This is a genomic window from Pseudomonas sp. PDM05, assembly GCF_014851685.1.
Lineage (GTDB): Bacteria > Pseudomonadota > Gammaproteobacteria > Pseudomonadales > Pseudomonadaceae > Aquipseudomonas.
In genome coordinates this window covers 436531-455939 of the sequence record NZ_JACVAC010000004.1, presented here as the reverse complement: position 1 = coordinate 455939, position 19409 = coordinate 436531, and the positions used below count along the sequence as shown (strand labels likewise).

General features: G+C 64.0%; 13 protein-coding genes. 11 read left to right on the top strand and 2 right to left on the bottom strand.

From position 1 onward, the window contains the following. Window position 1 precedes the first annotated feature (1 nt). Window positions 2–517, top strand: coding sequence for a GNAT family N-acetyltransferase (locus IB241_RS11850; protein ID WP_192298562.1), 516 nt, complete (start codon window positions 2–4; stop codon window positions 515–517). Here IB241_RS11850 and IB241_RS11845 read toward each other — a convergent pair. Both IB241_RS11845 and IB241_RS11840 read right to left on the bottom strand, forming a co-directional pair. Then, complete coding sequence (locus IB241_RS11845; protein ID WP_192298561.1) at window positions 493–801, bottom strand: hypothetical protein; 309 nt, start codon at window positions 799–801, stop codon at window positions 493–495. The genes IB241_RS11850 and IB241_RS11845 overlap by 25 nt on opposite strands. A gap of 171 nt (window positions 802–972) precedes the next feature. Then, window positions 973–1560, bottom strand: coding sequence for a phage tail protein (locus IB241_RS11840; RefSeq protein WP_192298560.1), 588 nt, complete (start codon window positions 1558–1560; stop codon window positions 973–975). A gap of 201 nt (window positions 1561–1761) precedes the next feature. Here IB241_RS11840 and IB241_RS11835 point away from each other — a divergent pair, with 201 nt between their 5' ends. The 10 genes from IB241_RS11835 to IB241_RS11790 all read left to right on the top strand — a co-directional run bounded on the left by IB241_RS11835 (window position 1762) and on the right by IB241_RS11790 (window position 19352). Next, window positions 1762–3363 carry a glycosyltransferase family 39 protein gene (locus tag IB241_RS11835; RefSeq protein WP_192298559.1) on the top strand — a complete coding sequence of 534 codons (1602 nt, stop codon included), beginning with the start codon at window positions 1762–1764 and terminating at the stop codon, window positions 3361–3363. A gap of 108 nt (window positions 3364–3471) precedes the next feature. After that, window positions 3472–4314: a sulfotransferase family protein gene (locus tag IB241_RS11830; RefSeq protein WP_412547870.1), complete on the top strand. Its 843-nt coding sequence runs from the start codon at window positions 3472–3474 to the stop codon at window positions 4312–4314. 51 nt (window positions 4315–4365) lie between these two features. Further along, window positions 4366–12240: an Ig-like domain-containing protein gene (locus tag IB241_RS11825; RefSeq protein ID WP_192298557.1), complete on the top strand. Its 7875-nt coding sequence runs from the start codon at window positions 4366–4368 to the stop codon at window positions 12238–12240. A 41-nt stretch (window positions 12241–12281) separates the two neighbouring features. Beyond that, window positions 12282–13796, top strand: a complete 1515-nt coding sequence (locus IB241_RS11820) for a TolC family protein (RefSeq protein WP_192298556.1) — start codon at window positions 12282–12284, stop codon at window positions 13794–13796. Window positions 13797–13912: 116 nt separating this feature from the next. Next, window positions 13913–14158 carry a DUF2789 domain-containing protein gene (locus tag IB241_RS11815; RefSeq protein ID WP_192298555.1) on the top strand — a complete coding sequence of 82 codons (246 nt, stop codon included), beginning with the start codon at window positions 13913–13915 and terminating at the stop codon, window positions 14156–14158. Window positions 14159–14352: 194 nt separating this feature from the next. Then, window positions 14353–14763 carry a MarR family winged helix-turn-helix transcriptional regulator gene (locus tag IB241_RS11810; protein ID WP_192298554.1) on the top strand — a complete coding sequence of 137 codons (411 nt, stop codon included), beginning with the start codon at window positions 14353–14355 and terminating at the stop codon, window positions 14761–14763. Beyond that, window positions 14760–16838: an FUSC family protein gene (locus IB241_RS11805; protein WP_192298553.1), complete on the top strand. Its 2079-nt coding sequence runs from the start codon at window positions 14760–14762 to the stop codon at window positions 16836–16838. Before IB241_RS11810 ends, IB241_RS11805 begins: the two co-directional genes overlap by 4 nt. Continuing rightward, window positions 16835–17044: a DUF1656 domain-containing protein gene (locus IB241_RS11800; protein ID WP_010214247.1), complete on the top strand. Its 210-nt coding sequence runs from the start codon at window positions 16835–16837 to the stop codon at window positions 17042–17044. The genes IB241_RS11805 and IB241_RS11800 overlap by 4 nt, the downstream gene beginning before the upstream one ends. Continuing rightward, on the top strand, window positions 17041–17913 hold the full coding sequence (locus tag IB241_RS11795) for an efflux RND transporter periplasmic adaptor subunit (RefSeq protein ID WP_192298552.1): 873 nt from the start codon (window positions 17041–17043) through the stop codon (window positions 17911–17913). The genes IB241_RS11800 and IB241_RS11795 overlap by 4 nt, the downstream gene beginning before the upstream one ends. Further along, on the top strand, window positions 17910–19352 hold the full coding sequence (locus IB241_RS11790; RefSeq protein WP_192298551.1) for an efflux transporter outer membrane subunit: 1443 nt from the start codon (window positions 17910–17912) through the stop codon (window positions 19350–19352). The genes IB241_RS11795 and IB241_RS11790 overlap by 4 nt, the downstream gene beginning before the upstream one ends. Window positions 19353–19409 lie beyond the last annotated feature (57 nt).

The window sequence follows — 19409 nt, the reverse complement described above, 5'->3', positions numbered from 1 at the left end:
GATGATGAACAACAATGGCGGATTGGCGCAGGGCTTGGCGATGCGCCCGTCACGGGCCAGCGATGGGCCGTTTTTGCACAAGCTCTACCATTCGGCGCGGGCGGATTTGCAGTGGATCGACGGCGAGCAAGAGGTCGTTGAAGAGGTCATCGCCCAGCAGTTCCAGGTGCAGGAGCGGGGCATGGATCAGCAGTTTCCAGGCGCCCTGCATTACGTGGTGGAAAAGCTCGGCACGCCTATCGGTGCCTTGAGTGCCGACTTCGGCGCCAATGAAATCCGCGTGCTGTACCTGGCGTTCATCCCTGCCGCACGTGGCCAGGGTTTCGGCCGGGCGGTGCTGCACAGCGTGCAGCAGGCCGCCACCCAAGTGTGTTGCCCGGTGGCGACGGTGGTGTGGGCGAGCAACCCCCATGCGCGCCAGCATTACCTGGCGCTGGGGTTTCGCGTGGAAGAACAGACACCGGCCGCGCAACGGCTGGTGTGGTACCCGTCTCAGTTGAACACGATGCAGAAGTAACCGCGCTCGCCGTCGCGCCCCATGGCCGGCTCGCGGGACACGAACACGTGTTCCAGGCATACATCCGGCAAGGGCAGGCGGCACAAGCCGTCGACGAAATCCGTCGGCCCGAGGCTATTGAGCGACACACTGAAGCCCTCCCGTGCAGTGCCCGGCAATCTGGCCTCCGGCGCCGGGCGCAGCCCCTGCACCTGGATTTGCAACGCCGAGCCATCTGGCAGGTACAGCACACTGGGCTGAGCCAGCAGAGGACGAAAATGTTCCAGAGTGACTAGATTCAACATGCTTTGGCTCCTCGTAGTGAGCGGGCTTGCCCCGCGCTGGGTGGCGAAGCCGCCCCAAATCGGTCCGCCGCGGTGTTTCAGAAGAACCGAGGCGCCTGGTTTTGGGGCGGCTTCGCCACCCAGCGCGGGGCGAGCCCGCTCACTACCAATGCGGGGTTGATTGGGGACGGGTCAAGAGCGTGAAGGGTAGAGCCCGACCAGGGCAATGCTGAAGTTGATCGCCAGGTAAGGGTTCAGGGTGGCAAAGGCCTGGCTCTGGCCGGCAACCGCCGTGTCGCCGACCACCGTGGTGCTGACGCCCTTGAGCGGCACCGGGTTGGCGCCTTGTTGATCGGAATAGATCGTCGCGCTGCCAGGGCCTGGGCCGGAAGCACCGATATAGGCATTGGTCGGCGTAGGTACCGTCACCGAGTTGCTGACGACGCTGGTCAGCTGCACCGTGGTGCTGCCGGCGAGCGTGCCCGCGCCATGGGTGTGGGCGGGCAGGTTGCCGGCCAGCAGCGTGACGGACTCGGTGCCCGCAAAATCGCCGATAACCCGCGCCGACAAGCCTGTGCCTTGGCCCATGCCCATCGGCAAGCGGCTTTGCAGGTTCGGCAGTTGGAAGGTGGACTGGCCGTTGCCGCCGTAGAAGGTGCCGATCAACGCAAACAGTGCGGCGTTCTGTTGCACAGCCAAGACCTGGCCGTTGCATAACGCCCAGCCATTGGGGGCGTAGTTAAAGGCAAAAGACTGGATGGTGCCGATAAATACTTCCATGAGTCGCGAATCCTTGTGTGAGCTCTTAGGTATGGAGTGGCGCCAATCGATCCGGCGTCATCGCAGAGCGTAGACGCACTTTTGCGCGGCGCCTGGCCAATGCGAAACCGCGAGCGAAACCCAGGCTTATGCCCTAGAGTTGCGCCTGTTGGCGCATGCGCAATTTTTGCCGGGGAAACCGGCAGTGTCAGGGGATTTGAGGTGCGACGGTCTGTGGTCGAGCAAGACGAAAAAGTGGGTACATTTGCCGTGGCGCAGGCCTGGGAAGGCAGCGGCTGGCTGAGCCGGCTATGGTGGGTGCCGATCCTGGCGCTGGCCATGGCCGTGCGGTTCTATGGTCTGACGGCGGCGGCGATCTGGGGCGACGAAGGCTCAAGCCTGCTGCTCAGCGAATACGCCGTTGACGACCTGTGGTTTCACGCGGCCCATGATGTGCACCCGCCGCTGTACTTTTTCATGCTGCGTGGCTGGATCGAGGTGTTTGGCGACGGCATCTGGTCGATTCGCGGCATGAGTGCGATCCCCGGCGTACTCGCCGTGGGCCTGGGAATGTGGCTGATGCGGCTGCTGTCCACGCGTCGCGCTGCCTTGCTGGCGGGCGTGCTGCTGGCGCTGTTCCCCAGCGCCGTGCGCTATAGCCAGGAAGTGCGCATGTATTCGCTGTTGGCGGTGTGGCTGCTGGGGGCCACGCTGGCGCTGGTGTACTGGGTGCGCCAGCCCGCGCGCGCGCGCTGCCTGGTGGCCTATGTGCTGCTGATGGCGGCCGCTTTTTATACCCATTACTTCACGGCGTTGTGTGTGCTGGTGCACTGGGCCTGGCTGGGCCTGTTGTACCGTTCCCAGGCGCCGGGCCAGCGCTTGCTCGCGCGTCCGGCATGGTGGTGGGCCAATGTGGCGATTGTCGCGTTGTACCTGCCTTGGCTGCCGAACCTGCTGGATCTGGTCCAGCATGTCGAGCAGCTCAAGGTCGGCGGCGATATTGGCTGGGAAGACCCGGTTACGCTGATCTCCGTGCCCTCGATGATCTGGCAGTTCGTACTGCAGGATGAAGGCCTCGACTTCTGGGCGCCGCTGTTCTGGCTGTTCCCGCTAGCGCTGATGGCGGTGGTTGCGGTGACTGCCTGGAAAGACCGCGAAAACCTGCGGCCGGCGCGCCTGCTGGCGCTGTTTCTGCTGCTGCCGGTGCTGTTGGTGTATGGCGTGTCGTTTGTATCGCCTGTGTTTATCGAACGTTACCTGACGGTGTATGCCATCGGCTTGCCGCTGCTCATGGCTTTGGCCATCGATCGTCTGCCGAGCCGTCTGTCGTGGCTGGGGGCGGCGTTGTTCGTGGTGTTTGTCGGCGTTGAACTGCTGGGGTTGAAGAACAACGCCACGGTGGATGTGCATGACCAGTTCAACGTGCCGGTGGAGTTCGTCAATCGCAATTACCAGGACGACGACCGCATCGTACTCAGCGACATGATGTGGTACTTGAGTTACGTGTATTACGACCAGACCGACGCCCAGTTGCAGCTCTACACCCCGCCCAAGCCCGACGGCACCCCGACCCGGCCGAATGCCTATGGTTTCGGGACGCTGGTGGATCAGGACGGCGGCCGCATTTACCTCGACCGTCTGTCGGCTTTGCCCGCCGAAACCCGCCGCGTCTGGCTGATCAGCAGCAATGAAATGCCCGACGATTTCGCGCCGATCCCCGACGGTTGGCGCCAGGTATTGCAGCAAGATGGCGGCGGGGCGAGGGCGCGGCTATTTGTGCTGTGTACGGGGCCTGTTTCTTTGCAGCCTGAGGCATGTCGTTAATTTCGAATCGGTATTAAATCGGCTGCAAATAGTGGCATTTACCCACTAGTGGTTGTATCAATCCTGAGCTACTCTGCGGTGACAAAAGGAATTGTCTGACAAAAAGTGGTGAATGGATTGCCGTATCACTTTATTTCCGGATTGCCGCGCTCCGGCTCGACCCTACTCTCTGCCATCCTGCTGCAGAACCCGCGCTTTCATGCGGGCATGAGCAGCCCGGTAGGCACCCTGTTCAAGGGTGTGCTGGGGCAGTGCAGCGCCGGCAGCGAGTTTGGCTCGGTGATCGACGCCGACACCCGCCGCCGCCTGCTGCGCGGCCTGTTTGATTCCTATTACGCCGACAAAACCTCCACGCCGGTGGTGTTCGACACCAATCGCCAGTGGTGCGCGCGCATGCCGGCGCTGCATGACCTGTTTCCCCAAGCCAAAGTCATCGCCTGCGTGCGTAATGTCGCGTGGATCATGGACAGCCTGGAGCGCCTGTACCGCGCCAATCCCTTCGAAAACACCAAGCTGTTCAACGACGATGTCGAGCGCAATACCGTGTACAGCCGCGTCGAGACCCTGGCCCAGCGCAACCGCATGGTCGGGTATGCGTGGTCGGCGCTCAAAGAGGCGTACTACGGCGAACACGCCGACTCGATGTTGATCGTCGACTACGACCTGCTGGCCCAGGCCCCCGAGCGGGTCATGCGGCTGGTCTATGAATTTATCGGCGAGCCGTGGTTCGAGCATGACTTCGACAACCTCAGCTACGACGCTCCGGATTTCGACCAGGACCTGGGCGTAGCCGGCCTGCATCGGGTCAAGCCACGGGTGGCGCTGCAAGCGCGCCGCAGCCTGTTGCCGCCGGATCTGTTCGAGCAGTTCGCCCATATGGATTTCTGGCGTGACGGCAGCCTGAGCGCCGCCAATGTGATTCGCACCAAAGCCGACGCCGCGATCAGTTGATCACGGCTTTTTTATTTGCGGGTATCAGCATTCGACAAGCGGGTGAGCAGCATGTGGTGGAGCAAAGCTAAGGCACGGCAAACGACAACAGGCGCCCTCACTCAGGCGACGCCGATGATCATGTCCCTGGAACCACGCATGCTGTTCGACGGCGCGGTCGCCGCCACAGTGGCTGATGTGGCGCAGGCCGACAGTCACGCCACGGCTGCCGACGCGGCCGCCAAGGCGCCGACCACCGAGCACGCCGGTACCGGCAGCGAAACCCATGCGCAAACCGATGCGCCCGTGACCCCGGCCCCGGTCGCCGTACCGGGTGAAACCGTGGTGTTCGTCGACGCGCGGGTCAAGGACTCTGCCGAGCTGCTCAAAGGCGTCGCCCCCGGCACCCAGGTGGTGCAACTGGACGCGAGCAAGGACGGCCTGCAACAGATCGCCGATTACCTGGGCAGCCACCAGGGCGTCAGCTCGGTGCAGATCATCGCCCACGGCAACGCCGGGGACCTGTGGCTGGGCAACACCTATTTGTCGGCAGACAACGTCGCGGCCCGCAGCGAAGTGCTGGCGCAGATCGGCCAGGACATGAACGTTGGCGGCGACATCCTGATCTACGCCTGCAACACGGCGGCGGGCGACAAGGGCATCAACTTTGTCGACTCCCTGGCGCAGCTGACCGGGCGCGATATTGCCGCGTCCACCAACCGCACCGGCGCGGGCAGCGACTGGACCCTGGAAATCGCCACCGGCTCCATCGAGAGCCACACCGCGCTGTCCTACGGCAGCATGTCGGGGTATCAGTACAGCCTGGCGACGATCACGGTGCTCAATAACGGCGACAGTGGTGTCGGCAGCTTGCGTCAGGCCCTGAGCGACGCGGTATCGGGGGATACCGTGGCCTTCGGTGCCGACATGACGGTCAACCTCAACAGCCAGCTGATCATCTCCAAGAACCTCACCATCGACGGCGATCGCAACAATGATGGCGTGGCAGACGTGACCATCAGCGGGCAGTACAAAACCCAGGTGTTGAGGGTCAACTCCGGCGTCACCGCGACCCTGGATGGGCTGATCATCACCAAGGGCCTGGCCGCCGGCAACGGCGCTGCGGCGGGGACCGACGGAACGGCGGCCATGGGCGGCGGCATTGTCAACTACGGTAACCTGACCTTGACCAATGTCACGGTGACCAGCAACGCAGCCTCGGGCGGCGGTGGCGGTGGCGGGGTTACTGCGCCTTATGTCGGTGGCGCGGTCGGTGGCGGCGGTGGCGGTGGCGGCGCGCTCGGCGGGCAAGCCGGTGGTCACGGTGGTACTTCCGGCTTTGGTACAGGCGTGTATGGCGGCACTTCCGGCAGTGCCAACACCGGCGGCAACGGCGGCGGCTATAACCCCAACTACATGGGCGGCAGGGGCGGCAGCAGCACCGGCGGCGCGGGCGGCGTGGGCGCGGCCAACTACAGCAATGGCGGCGCCGGTGGTACGGCAAACAATGGCACGATTTCCATTGGCGGCGGTGGCGGCGGCTCCGGTTGGGACAAACCTGGCCGGGCGGGTGCCTCGGCCAGCGGCGGTATCTACAACGGCAGCACCGGCACACTGACCGTTGTCGGCACGTCGGTGATTACCAACAACATCGCTGCCGGTGGCGGCGGTGGTGGCGGTGGTGGCCTGGGTGGCTCCGCCGATTCGGGCGGCGCGGCCGGCAAAGGCGTCGGCGCGATCTGGAACAAAGGCACGCTGTTGATGACGGCTGCCAACTTTGCGGCCATGAGCGGTAACGTCGGTGGCAGCGGCTCCGGTGGCCCTGCCTTGGGCGGCGGTTCCACGGGCGCCTCCGTAGCGGCCGTGAACAACATCTTCAATGACGGCGGCACGGTGAACACGGTTTATTCCCCGGGGCCAACCGCGACCATCGTGATGGCGGATACCGCGTTGAAAATCGGCGATACCTCGCTGGTCACCATCACGTTCAGCCGTGCGGTGAGCGGTTTCACCAACGCCGACCTGACGATCGCCAACGGCACCTTGACCGCTGTGAACAGCCTCGACGGCGGCATCACCTGGACCGCGACGTTCACGCCGACCAGCAGCATCACCGATGCGACCAACCTGATCACCCTCGACAACACAGGGGTGGTCGCGATCAACGACGGCTTGGCCGGCGCGGGCACCACCAATTCGGCCAATTACACGATCGACACCGTGCGACCAACCGCGACCATTGTGGTCGCCGACACCGCGTTGAAAATCGGTGAAACCTCGCTGGTGACCATCACGTTCAGCGAAGCCGTCAGCGGTTTCACCAACGCCGACCTGACCATCGCCAACGGCACCCTGAGCGCGGTCAGCAGCAGCGACGGCGGTGTCACCTGGTTCGCGAACTTCACACCCAGCGCGAGCATCACCGACACCACCAACCTGATCACCCTGGATAACACTGGCATCGCCGACCTGGCGGGCAACGCCGGCAGTGGCACCACGGATTCCAACAACTACGCCATCGACACGGTGCGGCCGACCGCTTCCATCGTGGTCGCGAACACTGCCCTGAGCATCGGTCAAACCAGCTCGGTGACCATCACCTTCAGCGAGGCGGTGTCCGGCTTTACCACCGCCGACCTGGCGGTAGCCAATGGCATTGTCTCGTCGCTCACCAGCAGCGACGGCGGCGTCACCTGGACCGCCACATTCACCCCCAGCAGCAACGTCAATGACACCACCAACCTGATCACCTTGAACAACACCGGCATCAGCGACTTGGCAGGCAACACGGGCAGCGGCACCACTGATTCCAATAACTACGTCATTGACACCCAGCGCCCAACCGCGACGATCATCGTGGCGGACAGCAGCCTGAAAATCGGCGAATCCTCACTGGTGACCATCACCTTCAGCGAGGCGGTGACCGGCTTCAGCAACGCCGACCTGACGATCGCCAACGGCACCCTGACCGCTGTGAACAGCCTTGATGGCGGCATCACCTGGACCGCGACGTTCACGCCGACCAGCAGCATCACCGACGCCACCAACCTGATCACCCTGGACAACACCGGCATTGCCGACCAGGCCGGCAACGCCGGCAGCGGCACCACTGATTCCAATAACTACGCCATTGATACCGTGCGGCCAACGGCGACGGTGGTGGTGGCCGACAGCGCGTTGAAAATCGGTGAAACCTCGCAGGTGACCATCACGTTCAGCGAGGCCGTCACCGGGTTCACCAACGCCGACCTGACCATCGCCAACGGCACCCTGAGCGCGGTCAGCAGCAGCGACGGCGGTGTCACCTGGATCGCTACCTTCACACCCAGCGCGAGCATCACCGACACCACCAACCTGATCACCCTGGATAACACCGGCATTGCCGACCTGGCGGGCAACGCTGGCAGCGGCACCACCGACTCCAACAATTACGCCATCGACACCCAGCGCCCGACCGCGACCATCGTCATGGCCGACCCGGTGCTTGACGCCGGTGAAACTTCGCTGGTGACCATCACCTTCAGCGAAGCGGTCACCGGGTTTACCAACGCCGACCTGAGCATTGCCAATGGCACCTTGAGCGCGGTGAGCAGCAGCGATGGCGGTATCACCTGGACCGCCACCTTCACCCCGACCGCGGGTATCAACGACGCCACCAACCTGATCAGCCTGAACAATACGGGGGTGAGCGATCTGGCCGGTAACTCGGGCTCGGGCGTCACCAACTCGGCCAACTACAGCATCGACACCGTGGCGCCTACGGCGACCATCGTCGTGGCGAATCCGGCCTTGAACGTTGGCGCCAGCTCACTGGTGACCATCACCTTCAGTGAAGCGGTCACCGGGTTTACCAACGCCGACCTGACCGTCGCCAACGGCACCCTGAGCGCCGTGAACAGCGTCGACGGCGGCATCACCTGGACCGCGACGTTCACCCCTTCGAGCAATGTGACGGACGCCACCAACCTGATCACCCTGGACAACACGGGGGTGCAGGCGGCGACTTCGGGGAACGTCGGCAGCGGCAGTTCGAATTCCAACAACTACGCCGTCGATACCCAGCGGCCCACCGCCACGGTGGTGGTCAACGACAACGCGCTGGGGATTGGCGGCACGTCGTTGGTCACGATCACGTTCAGCGAGGCCGTCACTGGCTTCAGTTTGGCTGACATGACGGTCGACAACGGCGCGCTGTCGAATCTGTCGACCAGCGACAACATCACCTGGACCGCGACGCTGACGGCGGTGGCAGGCATCACCCAGGGCAACAACCATGTGGTCGTCGACAACACCGGCGTGGTCGACACCGCCGGCAACGCCGGTTCCGGCACCACCACCTCGAACGCCTATGCGGTCGACAGCCAGCGCCCGACCGCGACCATCGTGGTCGCCGATTCGGCCCTGAGCGCGGGTGAAACCTCGCTGGTGACCATCACCTTCAGCGAGGCGGTTACCGGTTTCACCAATGCTGACTTGAGCGTGCCCAATGGCACCCTGAGCGCCGTGAGCAGCAGCGACGGCGGTATCACCTGGACCGCCACCTTTACACCGACCGCGGGTGTCCACGACACCACCAACCTGATCAGCCTGAACAATACGGGCGTGAGCGACCTGGCCGGCAACGCCGGCACGGGCACCACCAACTCGGGTAACTTCACCATCGACACCGTGCGCCCAACCGCAACGATCGTCGTGGCCGACAGCAGCCTGAAAATCGGCGATACCTCGCTGGTCACCATCACCTTCAGCGAAGCGGTCACCGGCTTTACCAACGCCGACCTGACCATCGCCAACGGCACCTTGAGCAACGTGGCCAGCTTCGATGGCGGCATCACCTGGACCGCGACCTTCACGCCGACCACCAACATCACCGACGCCACCAACCTGATCACCCTGGACAATACCGGTGTCGCCAACGCCTCCGGCAACGCCGGCAGCGGCACCACCGACTCGAATAATTACGCGATGGATACCGCGCGTCCGACGGCCACCATCGTGGTCTCGGAAACGACGCTGAACATCGGTCAAACTTCGCTGGTGACCATCACCTTCAGCGAGGCGGTCACCGGGTTTACCAACGCCGACCTGAGCATTGCCAATGGCACCTTGAGCTCGGTGAGCAGCAGCGACGGCGGTATCACCTGGACCGCGACCTTGACCCCGCTCGCCAGCATCACCGACACCAGCAACGTGATCAGCCTGGACAACACCGGCGTCAATGACCTGGCGGGCAACGCTGGCAGCGGCACCACGGATTCGAGCAACTACGCCATCGACACCCAGCGCCCAACGGCAACCATCGTGGTCTCCGACGCGAGCTTGAGCGCCGGCGAAACCTCGGCGGTGACCATTACGTTCAGCGAGGCGGTCAGCGGTTTCACCAATGCCGACCTGAGCATCCCCAATGGCACCCTGAGCACCGTGAGCAGCAGCGACGGCGGTATCACCTGGACGGCCACCTTCACGCCGGACGTGGGCATCCGCGACACCACCAACCTGATCACCCTGAACAATACGGGGGTGAGCGACCTGGCCGGCAACGCTGGCGCGGGCACCACCAACTCGGCCAACTTCAGCATCGACACCGTGCTGCCGACGGCTACCATCGTGGTGGCGAACCCTGCGTTGAGCATCGGTGAAACCTCGCTGGTGACCATCACGTTCAGCGAAGCCGTCAGCGGTTTCACCAACGCCGACCTGACCATCGCCAACGGCACCCTGAGCGCCGTGAGCAGCGGTGACGGCGGCATCACCTGGACTGCGACCTTCACCCCGACCAGCAGTATCACCGACGCCACCAACCTGATCACCCTGGACAACAGCGGCGTGGCCAACGCCTCCGGCAACGCCGGCAGCGGCAGCACCGACTCGAACAATTACGCGATTGACACCGTGCGTCCTACCGCGACCATCGTAGTGGCGGATACGGCCCTCAGCGTCGGTCAGACCTCGCAGGTGACCATCACCTTCAGCGAGGCGGTGAGCGGTTTCACCAATGCCGATCTGACCATCGCCAATGGCACCTTGAGCGCGGTGAGCAGCAGCGACGGCGGTATCACCTGGACAGCCACCTTTACCCCGGCGGCCGGCATCACCGACACCACCAACCTGATCACCCTGGACAACACCGGCGTCGCCGACCTGGCGGGCAACGCCGGCTCCGGCACCACCGATTCCAACAACTACAGTGTCGACAGCCAGCGGCCGACCGCCACGATTGTCATGAGTGACAGCGACCTGCGTCCGGGCGAAACCTCGTTGGTGACCATCACCTTCAGCGAGGCCGTCACCGGCTTCGACAACAGCGACCTGAGTGTGGCCAATGGCAGCCTGAGCAACGTCAGCAGCAGCGACGGCGGCATCACCTGGACGGCAACGTTCACGCCGACCCTGAGTGTGACCGACGCCACCAACCTGATCGTGCTGAACAATACCGGCATCGCCGACCTGGCGGGCAACAGCGGCACCGGCACCACCAACTCCGCCAACTATGCGGTGAACACCGAGGTGCCGACGGCAACCATCGTGGTGGCCGACACGCAACTGAAGGCGGGCGAAACCTCCCAGGTGACCATCACCTTCAGCCAGGCCGTCAGCGGCTTTACCAACGCCGACCTGACCCTTGCCAACGGCAGCCTGAGTGCGGTGAGCAGCAGCGATGGCGGCGTCACCTGGACCGCGACGTTCACACCGACCAGCAATATCACCGACACCAGCAACCTCATCGTGCTGGACAACAGCGGCGTGACGAATGCCTCGGGCAACAGTGGCGTCGGCACCACCGACTCCAACAACTACAGCATCGATACCCAGCGGCCGACCGCGACCATCACCGTGGCCGACGCCGTCCTCGGCATCGGGCAAACCACCACGGTCACCGTAACCTTCAGCGAAGCGGTCAGCGGTTTTGATTTGTCGGATCTGAGCGTGGCCAATGGCACGTTGTCCAACCTCGTCTCCAACGACGGCGGCAAGACCTGGACTGCCACCTTGACGCCGACCGTCGCGATTACCGACCCGACCAACCTGGTGGTGCTGGATGCCAGCCTGGTGAACGACGCAGCGGGCAACGCCGGTGCGGGCATCGCCATTTCCAACAACTATGCGCTCGACGCCGACCGGCCAACCGCGACGATCTCCGTGGCCAACCCGAACCTGACCGTCGGCCAGACCACCACCGTGACGTTCACCTTCAGTGAAAAAGTCAGTGGTTTTGACCTGGATGACTTGAGCGTGGCCAACGGCACCTTGTCCAACCTCGCCACCAGCGATGGCGGCAAGACCTGGACCGCCACCCTGACGCCGACGGCCAACCTCTTTGATCCGAGCAACTTCATCACCCTCGACACCAGCCTGGTGACGGATGCGGCGGGCAATGCCGGCAGCGGCTTCAGCAACTCCGGCAACTACGCGATCAATACCGTCGCGCTGACCGGCGACCCGCTGTTCCGTGTCACCGGCCCGACGGCGCCACCGGGGGCGCCGGATGCGCCGCTGCAACCGATCATCTTTGGCCTGCCCACCGGCAACCTGGGCTCGCCGATTGGTTTCCCGGCGCTGTTCGAGCAGCGTGATTCGGGCGGCGGCTTGCCGCCGATCGGCAACATCTTTATCCGCAACAACGCTCTGGCGCCAAGCTATATCGCCCAGGTGTTCAGCACGGACGGCGGCAATGCGGCGGGTGCCTCCGGGTTCCTCGGGTTTGGCGGCGGCGATGGCGGGGTGTTTGGCTCAAGCACTTTATCGGGCCTGTTCAACCGCGAAACCCAGGGTGACGACGGTGGCTTCAAGGCCTTCGACAGCAAATCGATCCAAGGCTCGGGCGGCACGTTGGGGGCGCCGACCCTGGGTCAACAATTGCAGCAGATCAATGACGTACAACAACGCCAGGTGATTGATCTGGCGCATGCACTGCAACAGGTCGGTATCAACGAAATGCAGGCCTGATCACACTAAATTCAAGGCGCGGTAACAGGGGCAGTCCAAGGATGAATAAAAGTCATAAGTTGTTCGGCGCCAGCTTGCTGGCGCTGGCGATCAGCGGTTGTGCGGTCACCAGCAAGCCGATTGAACGCAGCGTCAGCGAGCAGCGCGCTCGCAGCGACCTGCAGGGCATGTACAAGGATCAGGAACCGCTGAGCGGCCCGTTGACCCTGCACCAGGCCATGGCCCGCGCGGTGAAGTACAACCTCGAAGGCCGTTTGAAGGTGATGGAAGAGGCGTTGGCCAAGCGTCAATCCGACCTCTCCAGCTTTGACATGCTGCCGCGCATGGCGCTGTCGGCCGGTTATGCCGGACGCAACAACACCAACGCCTCCAGCAGCCAGAGTGTGCGTACCGGCACCCAGTCCCTGGAACCGTCCACCTCCCAGGACCGCGACCGTCGCGTGGCGGACCTGACCATGGTGTGGAACGTGCTCGACTTTGGCGTCAGCTACATCAGCGCCAAGCAGCAAGGCGACCAACGCCTGATCATTCAGGAACGCCGCCGCAAGGTGATCAACACCATCGTCCAGGACGTGCGCTCGGCCTACTGGCGCGCCGTGGCGGCCGAACGTTTGCTCGGCCAGATCGACAGCCTGATGGCTCGCGTCGACCAGGCCCAGAGCAACAGCCAAAGCATGAGCGAGCAACGCATCGGCGACCCGGTGCAAGCCCTCGGCTACCAGCGTTCGCTGATCGAGGCCACGCGCCAATTGCAGGAGCAGCGCCGCGCGTTGTCCCTGGCCAAGACCGAGCTGGCGACCTTGATCAACCTGCCCATGGGCACCGAGCTCAAGCTGGCCACGCCGGACGACTACAGCGTGCCGCAACTGAAGGTCAACCTCGCCAGCCTGGAACAGGAAGCCCTGGCCAACCGTCCTGAGCTGCGCGAGCAGGACTACCAGACCCGCATCAGCGCCGCCGAAACCCGCAAAGCCATGCTGCGCCTGCTGCCGGGCCTGGAATTCAGCGCCGGCGGGCATTACGACAGCAACTCGTTCCTGGTGGACAACCGCTGGGCCGACTACGGTGCCAAGGTCACCTGGAACCTGTTCAACGTGATCTCGGCCCCGGCCGCCATCGACGTGGCCAAGGCCGGCGAAGAAGTCGCCACCGCCCGCCGCCAGGCGATGTCCATCGCGGTGCTGGCGCAGATCTACGTGGCCAACGCCAACTACCAGGACGCCGTGCGTCAGTTCAAGACCAACGAGCAACTGGCGAATATCGACGGGCAGATCCTCACCCAACTGCGCAACCGTCACCAAGCTGCTGGCCTCGGCGAGCTCGACCTGATCCAGGGCGAACTCAACACCCTGCAAGCCGACCTGCGCCGCGACCTGGCCTACGCCGACCTGCGCAACGCCTACGGCCAGATCTTCGCCAGCGCCGGTCTCGACCCGCTGCCCGAGCAACTGGACTCCGACCGCGTGCAGAGCATCGCCACCGCCCTGGCCGGTCGCGAGTCGGCGTGGGCGGCGGGCAACATCGCCGCGCCGGTGGCGCCTGCCGTGGTCAAGTAATCGGCTGGTGCTGACGGCGAGTCGCACTCGCCGTCAGCGTATCGGTGCGTCGAGCGGTCGTGGCAGGGCGTGCATCTGGGCTAGACTCGGGTGACTCATCTTCTTAGGAATCTGTCATGGAATCGCCTGTGCATAGCTTGTCGTCGTTGTTCAAGCAGTTGGGACTGCCGGATGACGCGCAGAGTATCGATAAATTCTTGGTGGTTCATTCGCCGCTCAAACCCGAGCTGGAACTGGCCGATGCGTTTTTCTGGACGCCCAGCCAGAGCGCGTTTTTGCGTGAGGAGAAACGCAAGGATGCGGATTGGGCGGAGTTGGTGGATGAGTTGGACGTGTTGTTGAGGAAGGGACGGGGGGTGTAAAAAACTTCGCGTCAACCGCAAAAGTTGAGAAAACCGGGCTTTAATCGCGCAAGTGAACTTTTTCTGAGGTTGCGCGATGTCTCCCGCAAAAGTGTTTCAAAACTTGACGGCCTTCCGTTCATCCACCATATTGATAGTTAGCAAACTAACTGTATGCGAACTATCCAGTGCCTCAATCCCTCGAACAACTTCACATGAACCTCAGCAGCAGCATGGTGGTGGGCGCCCGTAACTGGCGCAAAATCTGCCAGACCACGCTGGTGAGCTACGGCATTTCCGAAGCCTGCGCGGTGCCGCTGTTGATGATCGGCCGCCTGGGCGACGGTGTGCATCAGGTAACAGTCGCCCAGGCTTCGGGGATGGAGAGCCCGTCGCTGGTGCGCCTGCTCGACCAGTTGTGCAACGGCGGCTACGTGTGCCGCACCGAAGACATTCACGACCGCCGCGCCAAGGCCCTGAGCCTCACCGAGCGTGGCCGTGAGCTGGTGCAGGCGGTGGAAGTGCAACTGGTGCGCCTGCGCAAGGAAGTCCTGGCGGACATCGCCCCCGACGATATGGCAGCCGCCTTGCGCGTGCTGCGGGCCTTCGAGGCGGCGAGCCTTTGAACGGTTTCTTTACCGGTTTCCCGCCTGCCCGCGACTGGTTCTACGGTGTGCGCACCTTCGCCGCCTCGATGATCGCGCTGTACATCGCCATGCTCATGCAGATGCCGCGCCCCTATTGGGCGATGGCCACCGTGTACATCGTTTCCAGCCCGTTTGTCGGCCCCACCAGTTCCAAGGCGTTGTACCGTGCCATCGGCACCCTGATGGGCGCGGCGGCGGCGGTGTTTTTTGTGCCGATGTTCGTGCAGTCGCCCTATGTGCTGGTGTTGGTGATTGCCTTGTGGACCGGCATCTTGCTGTTCCTCTCCATGCACCTGCGCACCGCCAACAACTATGCGCTGATGCTGGCCGGCTACACTTTGCCGCTGATCGCCCTGCCGGTGGTGGATAACCCGCTGGCCGTGTGGGACGTGGCCGAAGCGCGCACCGAAGAAATCTTCCTCGGCATCGCCGTCGCCGCCGTGGTCGGCGCGATGTTCTGGCCACGCCGCCTGGCGCCGGTGTTCGATGGCTCGGTGAGCAAGTGGTTTGCCGACGCCCAGGTCTACAGCCAGCGCTTTCTGACACGCAACGTCACGCCAGAAGAAGTCAGCAGCCTGCGCGGCGGTATGGTCGCCACCTTCAACACCCTGGAGCTGATGATCGGCCAGTTGCCCCATGAAGGCGCGCGGCCGCAGACGGTGCGCAACACCAAGGAACTGCGTGGGCGCATGATTCACCTGCTGCCCGTGGTGGAAGAACTCGACGACGCGCTCTACGCCGTCGAACAGCGTGCGCCGCAGTACCTCGAGCAACTGACGCCGCTGTTGGAAGCCTCCAACCAGTGGCTGCAAAGCAGCGCAGAAAACCCCACGCTGGACAGCTGGCGCGCCCTGCGCGACCAACTCGAAGCCCTGCAACCCAGCGGCGAAGCGCTGGACGAACGCCACACGCTGCTGTTCTCCAACGCCCTCTATCGCCTCGGCGAATGGATCGACCTGTGGCAAGACTGCCGCAGCCTGCAAGCTGCCATCGCCTGCGAAAGCCAGGTCACCTGGCGCGCCGTCTACCGCCACTGGCGCCTCGGTCGCCTGACCCCGTTCCTCGACCGTGGCCTGATGTTCTACTCGGCGTTTTCCACCGTCACCGCGATCATCGTCGCCTCGGTATTGTGGATTCTCTTGGGCTGGACCGACGGCGGCAGCGCGGTGATCCTCGCCGCCGTGGCGTGCAGTTTTTTCGCCTCGATGGACGACCCCGCGCCGCAGATCTATCGATTTTTTTTCTGGACCGCGATGTCGGTGCTCTTCGCCAGCCTTTATCTGTTTTTGGTGCTGCCCAACCTGCACGATTTTCCGATGCTGGTGCTGGCGTTCGCGTTGCCGTTCATCTGCATCGGCACGCTCACCGTGCAGCCGCGTTTCTACCTGGGCATGCTGCTGACGCTGGTCAACACCTCGTCGTTCATCAGCATCCAGGGGGCGTATGACGCAGACTTCCTCAACTTCGCCAACGTCAACCTGGCCGGGCCCGTAGGCTTGTTGTTCGCGTTTGTGTGGACCCTGATCGCGCGGCCCTTCGGTGCCGAGCTGGCGGCCAAGCGCCTGACCCGTTTCAGCTGGCACGACATCGTCGGCATGACTGAACCGGCGACCCTCAACGAACACCGTCACCTCGCCGCGCAAATGCTCGACCGCCTGATGCAGCACCTGCCGCGCCTGGCGATCATCGGCCAGGACACCGGCATTGCCCTGCGTGACCTGCGCGTGGCGCTGAACCTGCTCGACCTGCTGGCCTACTCGCCGCGCATCCTTGGCGTGCCACGGGTGCTGCTCAACCAGGTGGTCGAAGGTGTCGGCGGTTACTTCAAGGCCTGCCTCAAAGCCGGTGAACGCTTGCCCGCGCCGAGCGGTCTGCTGATGACCCTCGACCGCACGCGTCGTGCGCTCAACGGCCAGGGCCTGCAAGACGAAGACGATACCCGCGTGCACCTGCTGCACGCACTGGCCGGCCTGCGCCTGGCGTTGTTGCCCGGTGTGGAGTTCATTGGCGGCGCCGAGATGCAAGCGCCGCTACCCGATGGAGCGCCTTTATGATCGGTGATCTGGATATCAGCGGGGTGTTCCTGCCCACGCTGCTGGTGCTGATGGGCATTACGTACGTGTTGTTTCTGGTGGTGCACGGGTTGTTGACCCGTCTCCACTTCTACCGCCTGGTCTGGCACCGGGCATTGTTCAACGTGGGGCTCTACGCGCTGTTGCTGGGCGCGGTGGACTCACTCAGTCGATACCTGATGACATGAAAAAACCGTTTTTGACCATCGGCCGTGTAGTCCTCACGTTGTTGATCGTGACCTTTGCGGTCGTCGTGGTGTGGCGCATGGTCATGTACTACATGTTTGCGCCGTGGACCCGCGACGGGCACATCCGCGCCGACATCGTGCAGATCGCCCCGGACGTGTCCGGGCTGATCCAGCAAGTCGAGGTGCGTGACAACCAGCTGGTGACCAAGGGCCAGGTGCTCTTCGCCGTCGACCAGGACCGCTTCAAGCTGGCCCTGCGCCAGGCCCAGGCCGCCGTCGCCGACCGCCAGGAAACCCTGGCCCAGGCCAACCGCGAATACAAACGCAACCGTGGCCTGGGCAACCTGGTGCCGAGCGAGCAACTGGAAGAAAGCCAGTCCCGCGTTGCCCGTGCCCAATCGGCGCTGGCTGAAGCGCAGGTGACGGTGGACGCCGCCCAGCTCAACCTCGACCGCTCGGTGATCCGCAGCCCGGTGGACGGCTACGTCAACGACCGTGCGCCGCGCAGCCAGGAGTTCGTTACCGCCGGGCGTCCGGTGTTGTCGGTGGTGGACAGCAATTCGTTCCACATCGACGGTTACTTCGAAGAAACCAAGCTCGACGGTATCCACGTCGGCATGGGCGTGGACATTCGGGTGGTCGGCGACAACGCCCGTTTGCACGGGCATGTGCAGAGCATCGTCGCCGGTATCGAGGACCGTGACCGCAGCAGCGGCGCCAACCTGTTGCCCAACGTCAACCCGGCGTTCAGCTGGGTGCGCCTGGCCCAGCGGATTCCAGTGCGCATCGCGTTTGACGAGGTGCCGGCAGACTTCCGCATGATTGCCGGACGCACGGCCACGGTGTCGATCATTGGAGACAAGCCATGAAGCAACGGCTGGCCATTACTGCGCTGGGGTTGTTGCTGTCGGCCTGCCAGGCGGTGGGCCCGGATTACAAACTGCCGGATGCAGCGGCGGTGAAGCGCGGCGATCTGCAAGGGCAGCTCGCGGGCGAGGGCCACAATGTGGTGTCGGCGCCGGTGCCGGCCGACTGGTGGAAACTGTACAACGACGCGCGCCTGGACGAACTGGTGCGCCAGGCCATGGCCTCCAACACCGATCTGCGCGTGGCCGCCGCCAACCTGCAGCGTTCGCGGTATCAGGTGCAGCAGGCGGAATCCGCCGGTGGCTGGAATGCCGGGGTGAAGGCCGAGGCCCAGCGCTTGCAGGAATCCGGCGAGGCGTTCTTGCTGGCAGACAAAGTGCCGGTGGCGAACATCGGCAGTGTCGGCATCAGCACGTCGTACCAGTTCGACCTGTGGGGCACCTTGCAGCGCGGGATCGAAAGCGCCCAGGCCAGCGCTGATGCCGCCCAGGCCGCCGCCGATATTGCGCGCATCACCCTGGTGGCGGATGTGGTGCGTTCCTACACCCAGGTCTGCGCGGCCAACGAAGAACTGGCGATTGCCAACGAGTCCCTGCAACTGCAAGCCCAGAGCACCACCCTGACCCAGCGCCTGCGCGACGCCGGGCGCGGCGATGAAACCCAGGTGACCCGCTCGCAAACCCAATACAAATCCTTGCGCGCCGACATGCCGCGCTACGAAGCGGCGCGCCAGGCCGGTCTGTTCCGTCTGTCGATGCTGCTGGCCAAGCCGGTGGATCAATTGCCGGCGGGCACCGGCAGCTGTGCCGAGCTGCCGCACATCGCTCAGTTACTGCCGGTGGGCGACGGCGCCGCGCTGCTCAAGCGGCGTCCCGACGTGCGCCAGGCCGAACGCCAGTTGGCGGCAGCGACGGCGCGTATCGGCGTGGCCACCGGCGCGCTGTACCCCGACATCAGCATCGGCGCCACGGTCGGCACCGTCGGCATTCTGGAAAACCTCGGCACCGCACCGACCAACCACTGGGGTTTCGGCCCGTTGATCAGCTGGACCGTGCCGACCAACGGCGCCCGCGCACGTATCCACGAAGCCGAAGCCGCGACCCAGGGCGCCCTGGCGCATTTCGACGGGGTGGTGCTCAACGCCATCCGCGAAACCCAGACGGGCCTGGCGCAATACACCGCGCAGTTGCAGCGTCGCGACGCCTTGAACGAAGCCGGCGAGTCGGCCAAGGAAGCGGCGGACCAGACGCACCGCTTCTTCCAGGCCGGCCGCGCGTCGTTCCTCGCCGACCTGCAAGCCACCCGCACCTACACCGATGTACGGGCGCAACTGGCGGCGGCGAACACCCAGGTTGCCATGAGCCAGATCGATCTGTTCCTGGCCTTGGGCGGGGGTTGGGAAAGCGGACGAACGCAAGCGGCGCAAGCCAGCAAACCCTGAGCGAATAGCTATGCTTTGTCAGGTGAACGCCGTGGCTTTTCAGGCAACGGCGCTCAC

Bases quoted from the DNA above. Each gene is read 5' to 3' on its own strand.
- IB241_RS11850 (WP_192298562.1), top strand. From the start codon at position 2: ATGATGAACAACAATGGCGGATTGGCGCAGGGCTTGGCGATGCGCCCG.
- IB241_RS11790 (WP_192298551.1), top strand. From the start codon at position 17,910: ATGAAGCAACGGCTGGCCATTACTGCGCTGGGGTTGTTGCTGTCGGCC.
- IB241_RS11845 (WP_192298561.1), bottom strand. From the start codon at position 801: ATGTTGAATCTAGTCACTCTGGAACATTTTCGTCCTCTGCTGGCTCAG.
- IB241_RS11820 (WP_192298556.1), top strand. From the start codon at position 12,282: ATGAATAAAAGTCATAAGTTGTTCGGCGCCAGCTTGCTGGCGCTGGCG.
- IB241_RS11825 (WP_192298557.1), top strand. From the start codon at position 4,366: ATGTGGTGGAGCAAAGCTAAGGCACGGCAAACGACAACAGGCGCCCTC.
- IB241_RS11810 (WP_192298554.1), top strand. From the start codon at position 14,353: ATGAACCTCAGCAGCAGCATGGTGGTGGGCGCCCGTAACTGGCGCAAA.
- IB241_RS11795 (WP_192298552.1), top strand. From the start codon at position 17,041: ATGAAAAAACCGTTTTTGACCATCGGCCGTGTAGTCCTCACGTTGTTG.
- IB241_RS11815 (WP_192298555.1), top strand. From the start codon at position 13,913: ATGGAATCGCCTGTGCATAGCTTGTCGTCGTTGTTCAAGCAGTTGGGA.
- IB241_RS11840 (WP_192298560.1), bottom strand. From the start codon at position 1,560: ATGGAAGTATTTATCGGCACCATCCAGTCTTTTGCCTTTAACTACGCC.
- IB241_RS11800 (WP_010214247.1), top strand. From the start codon at position 16,835: ATGATCGGTGATCTGGATATCAGCGGGGTGTTCCTGCCCACGCTGCTG.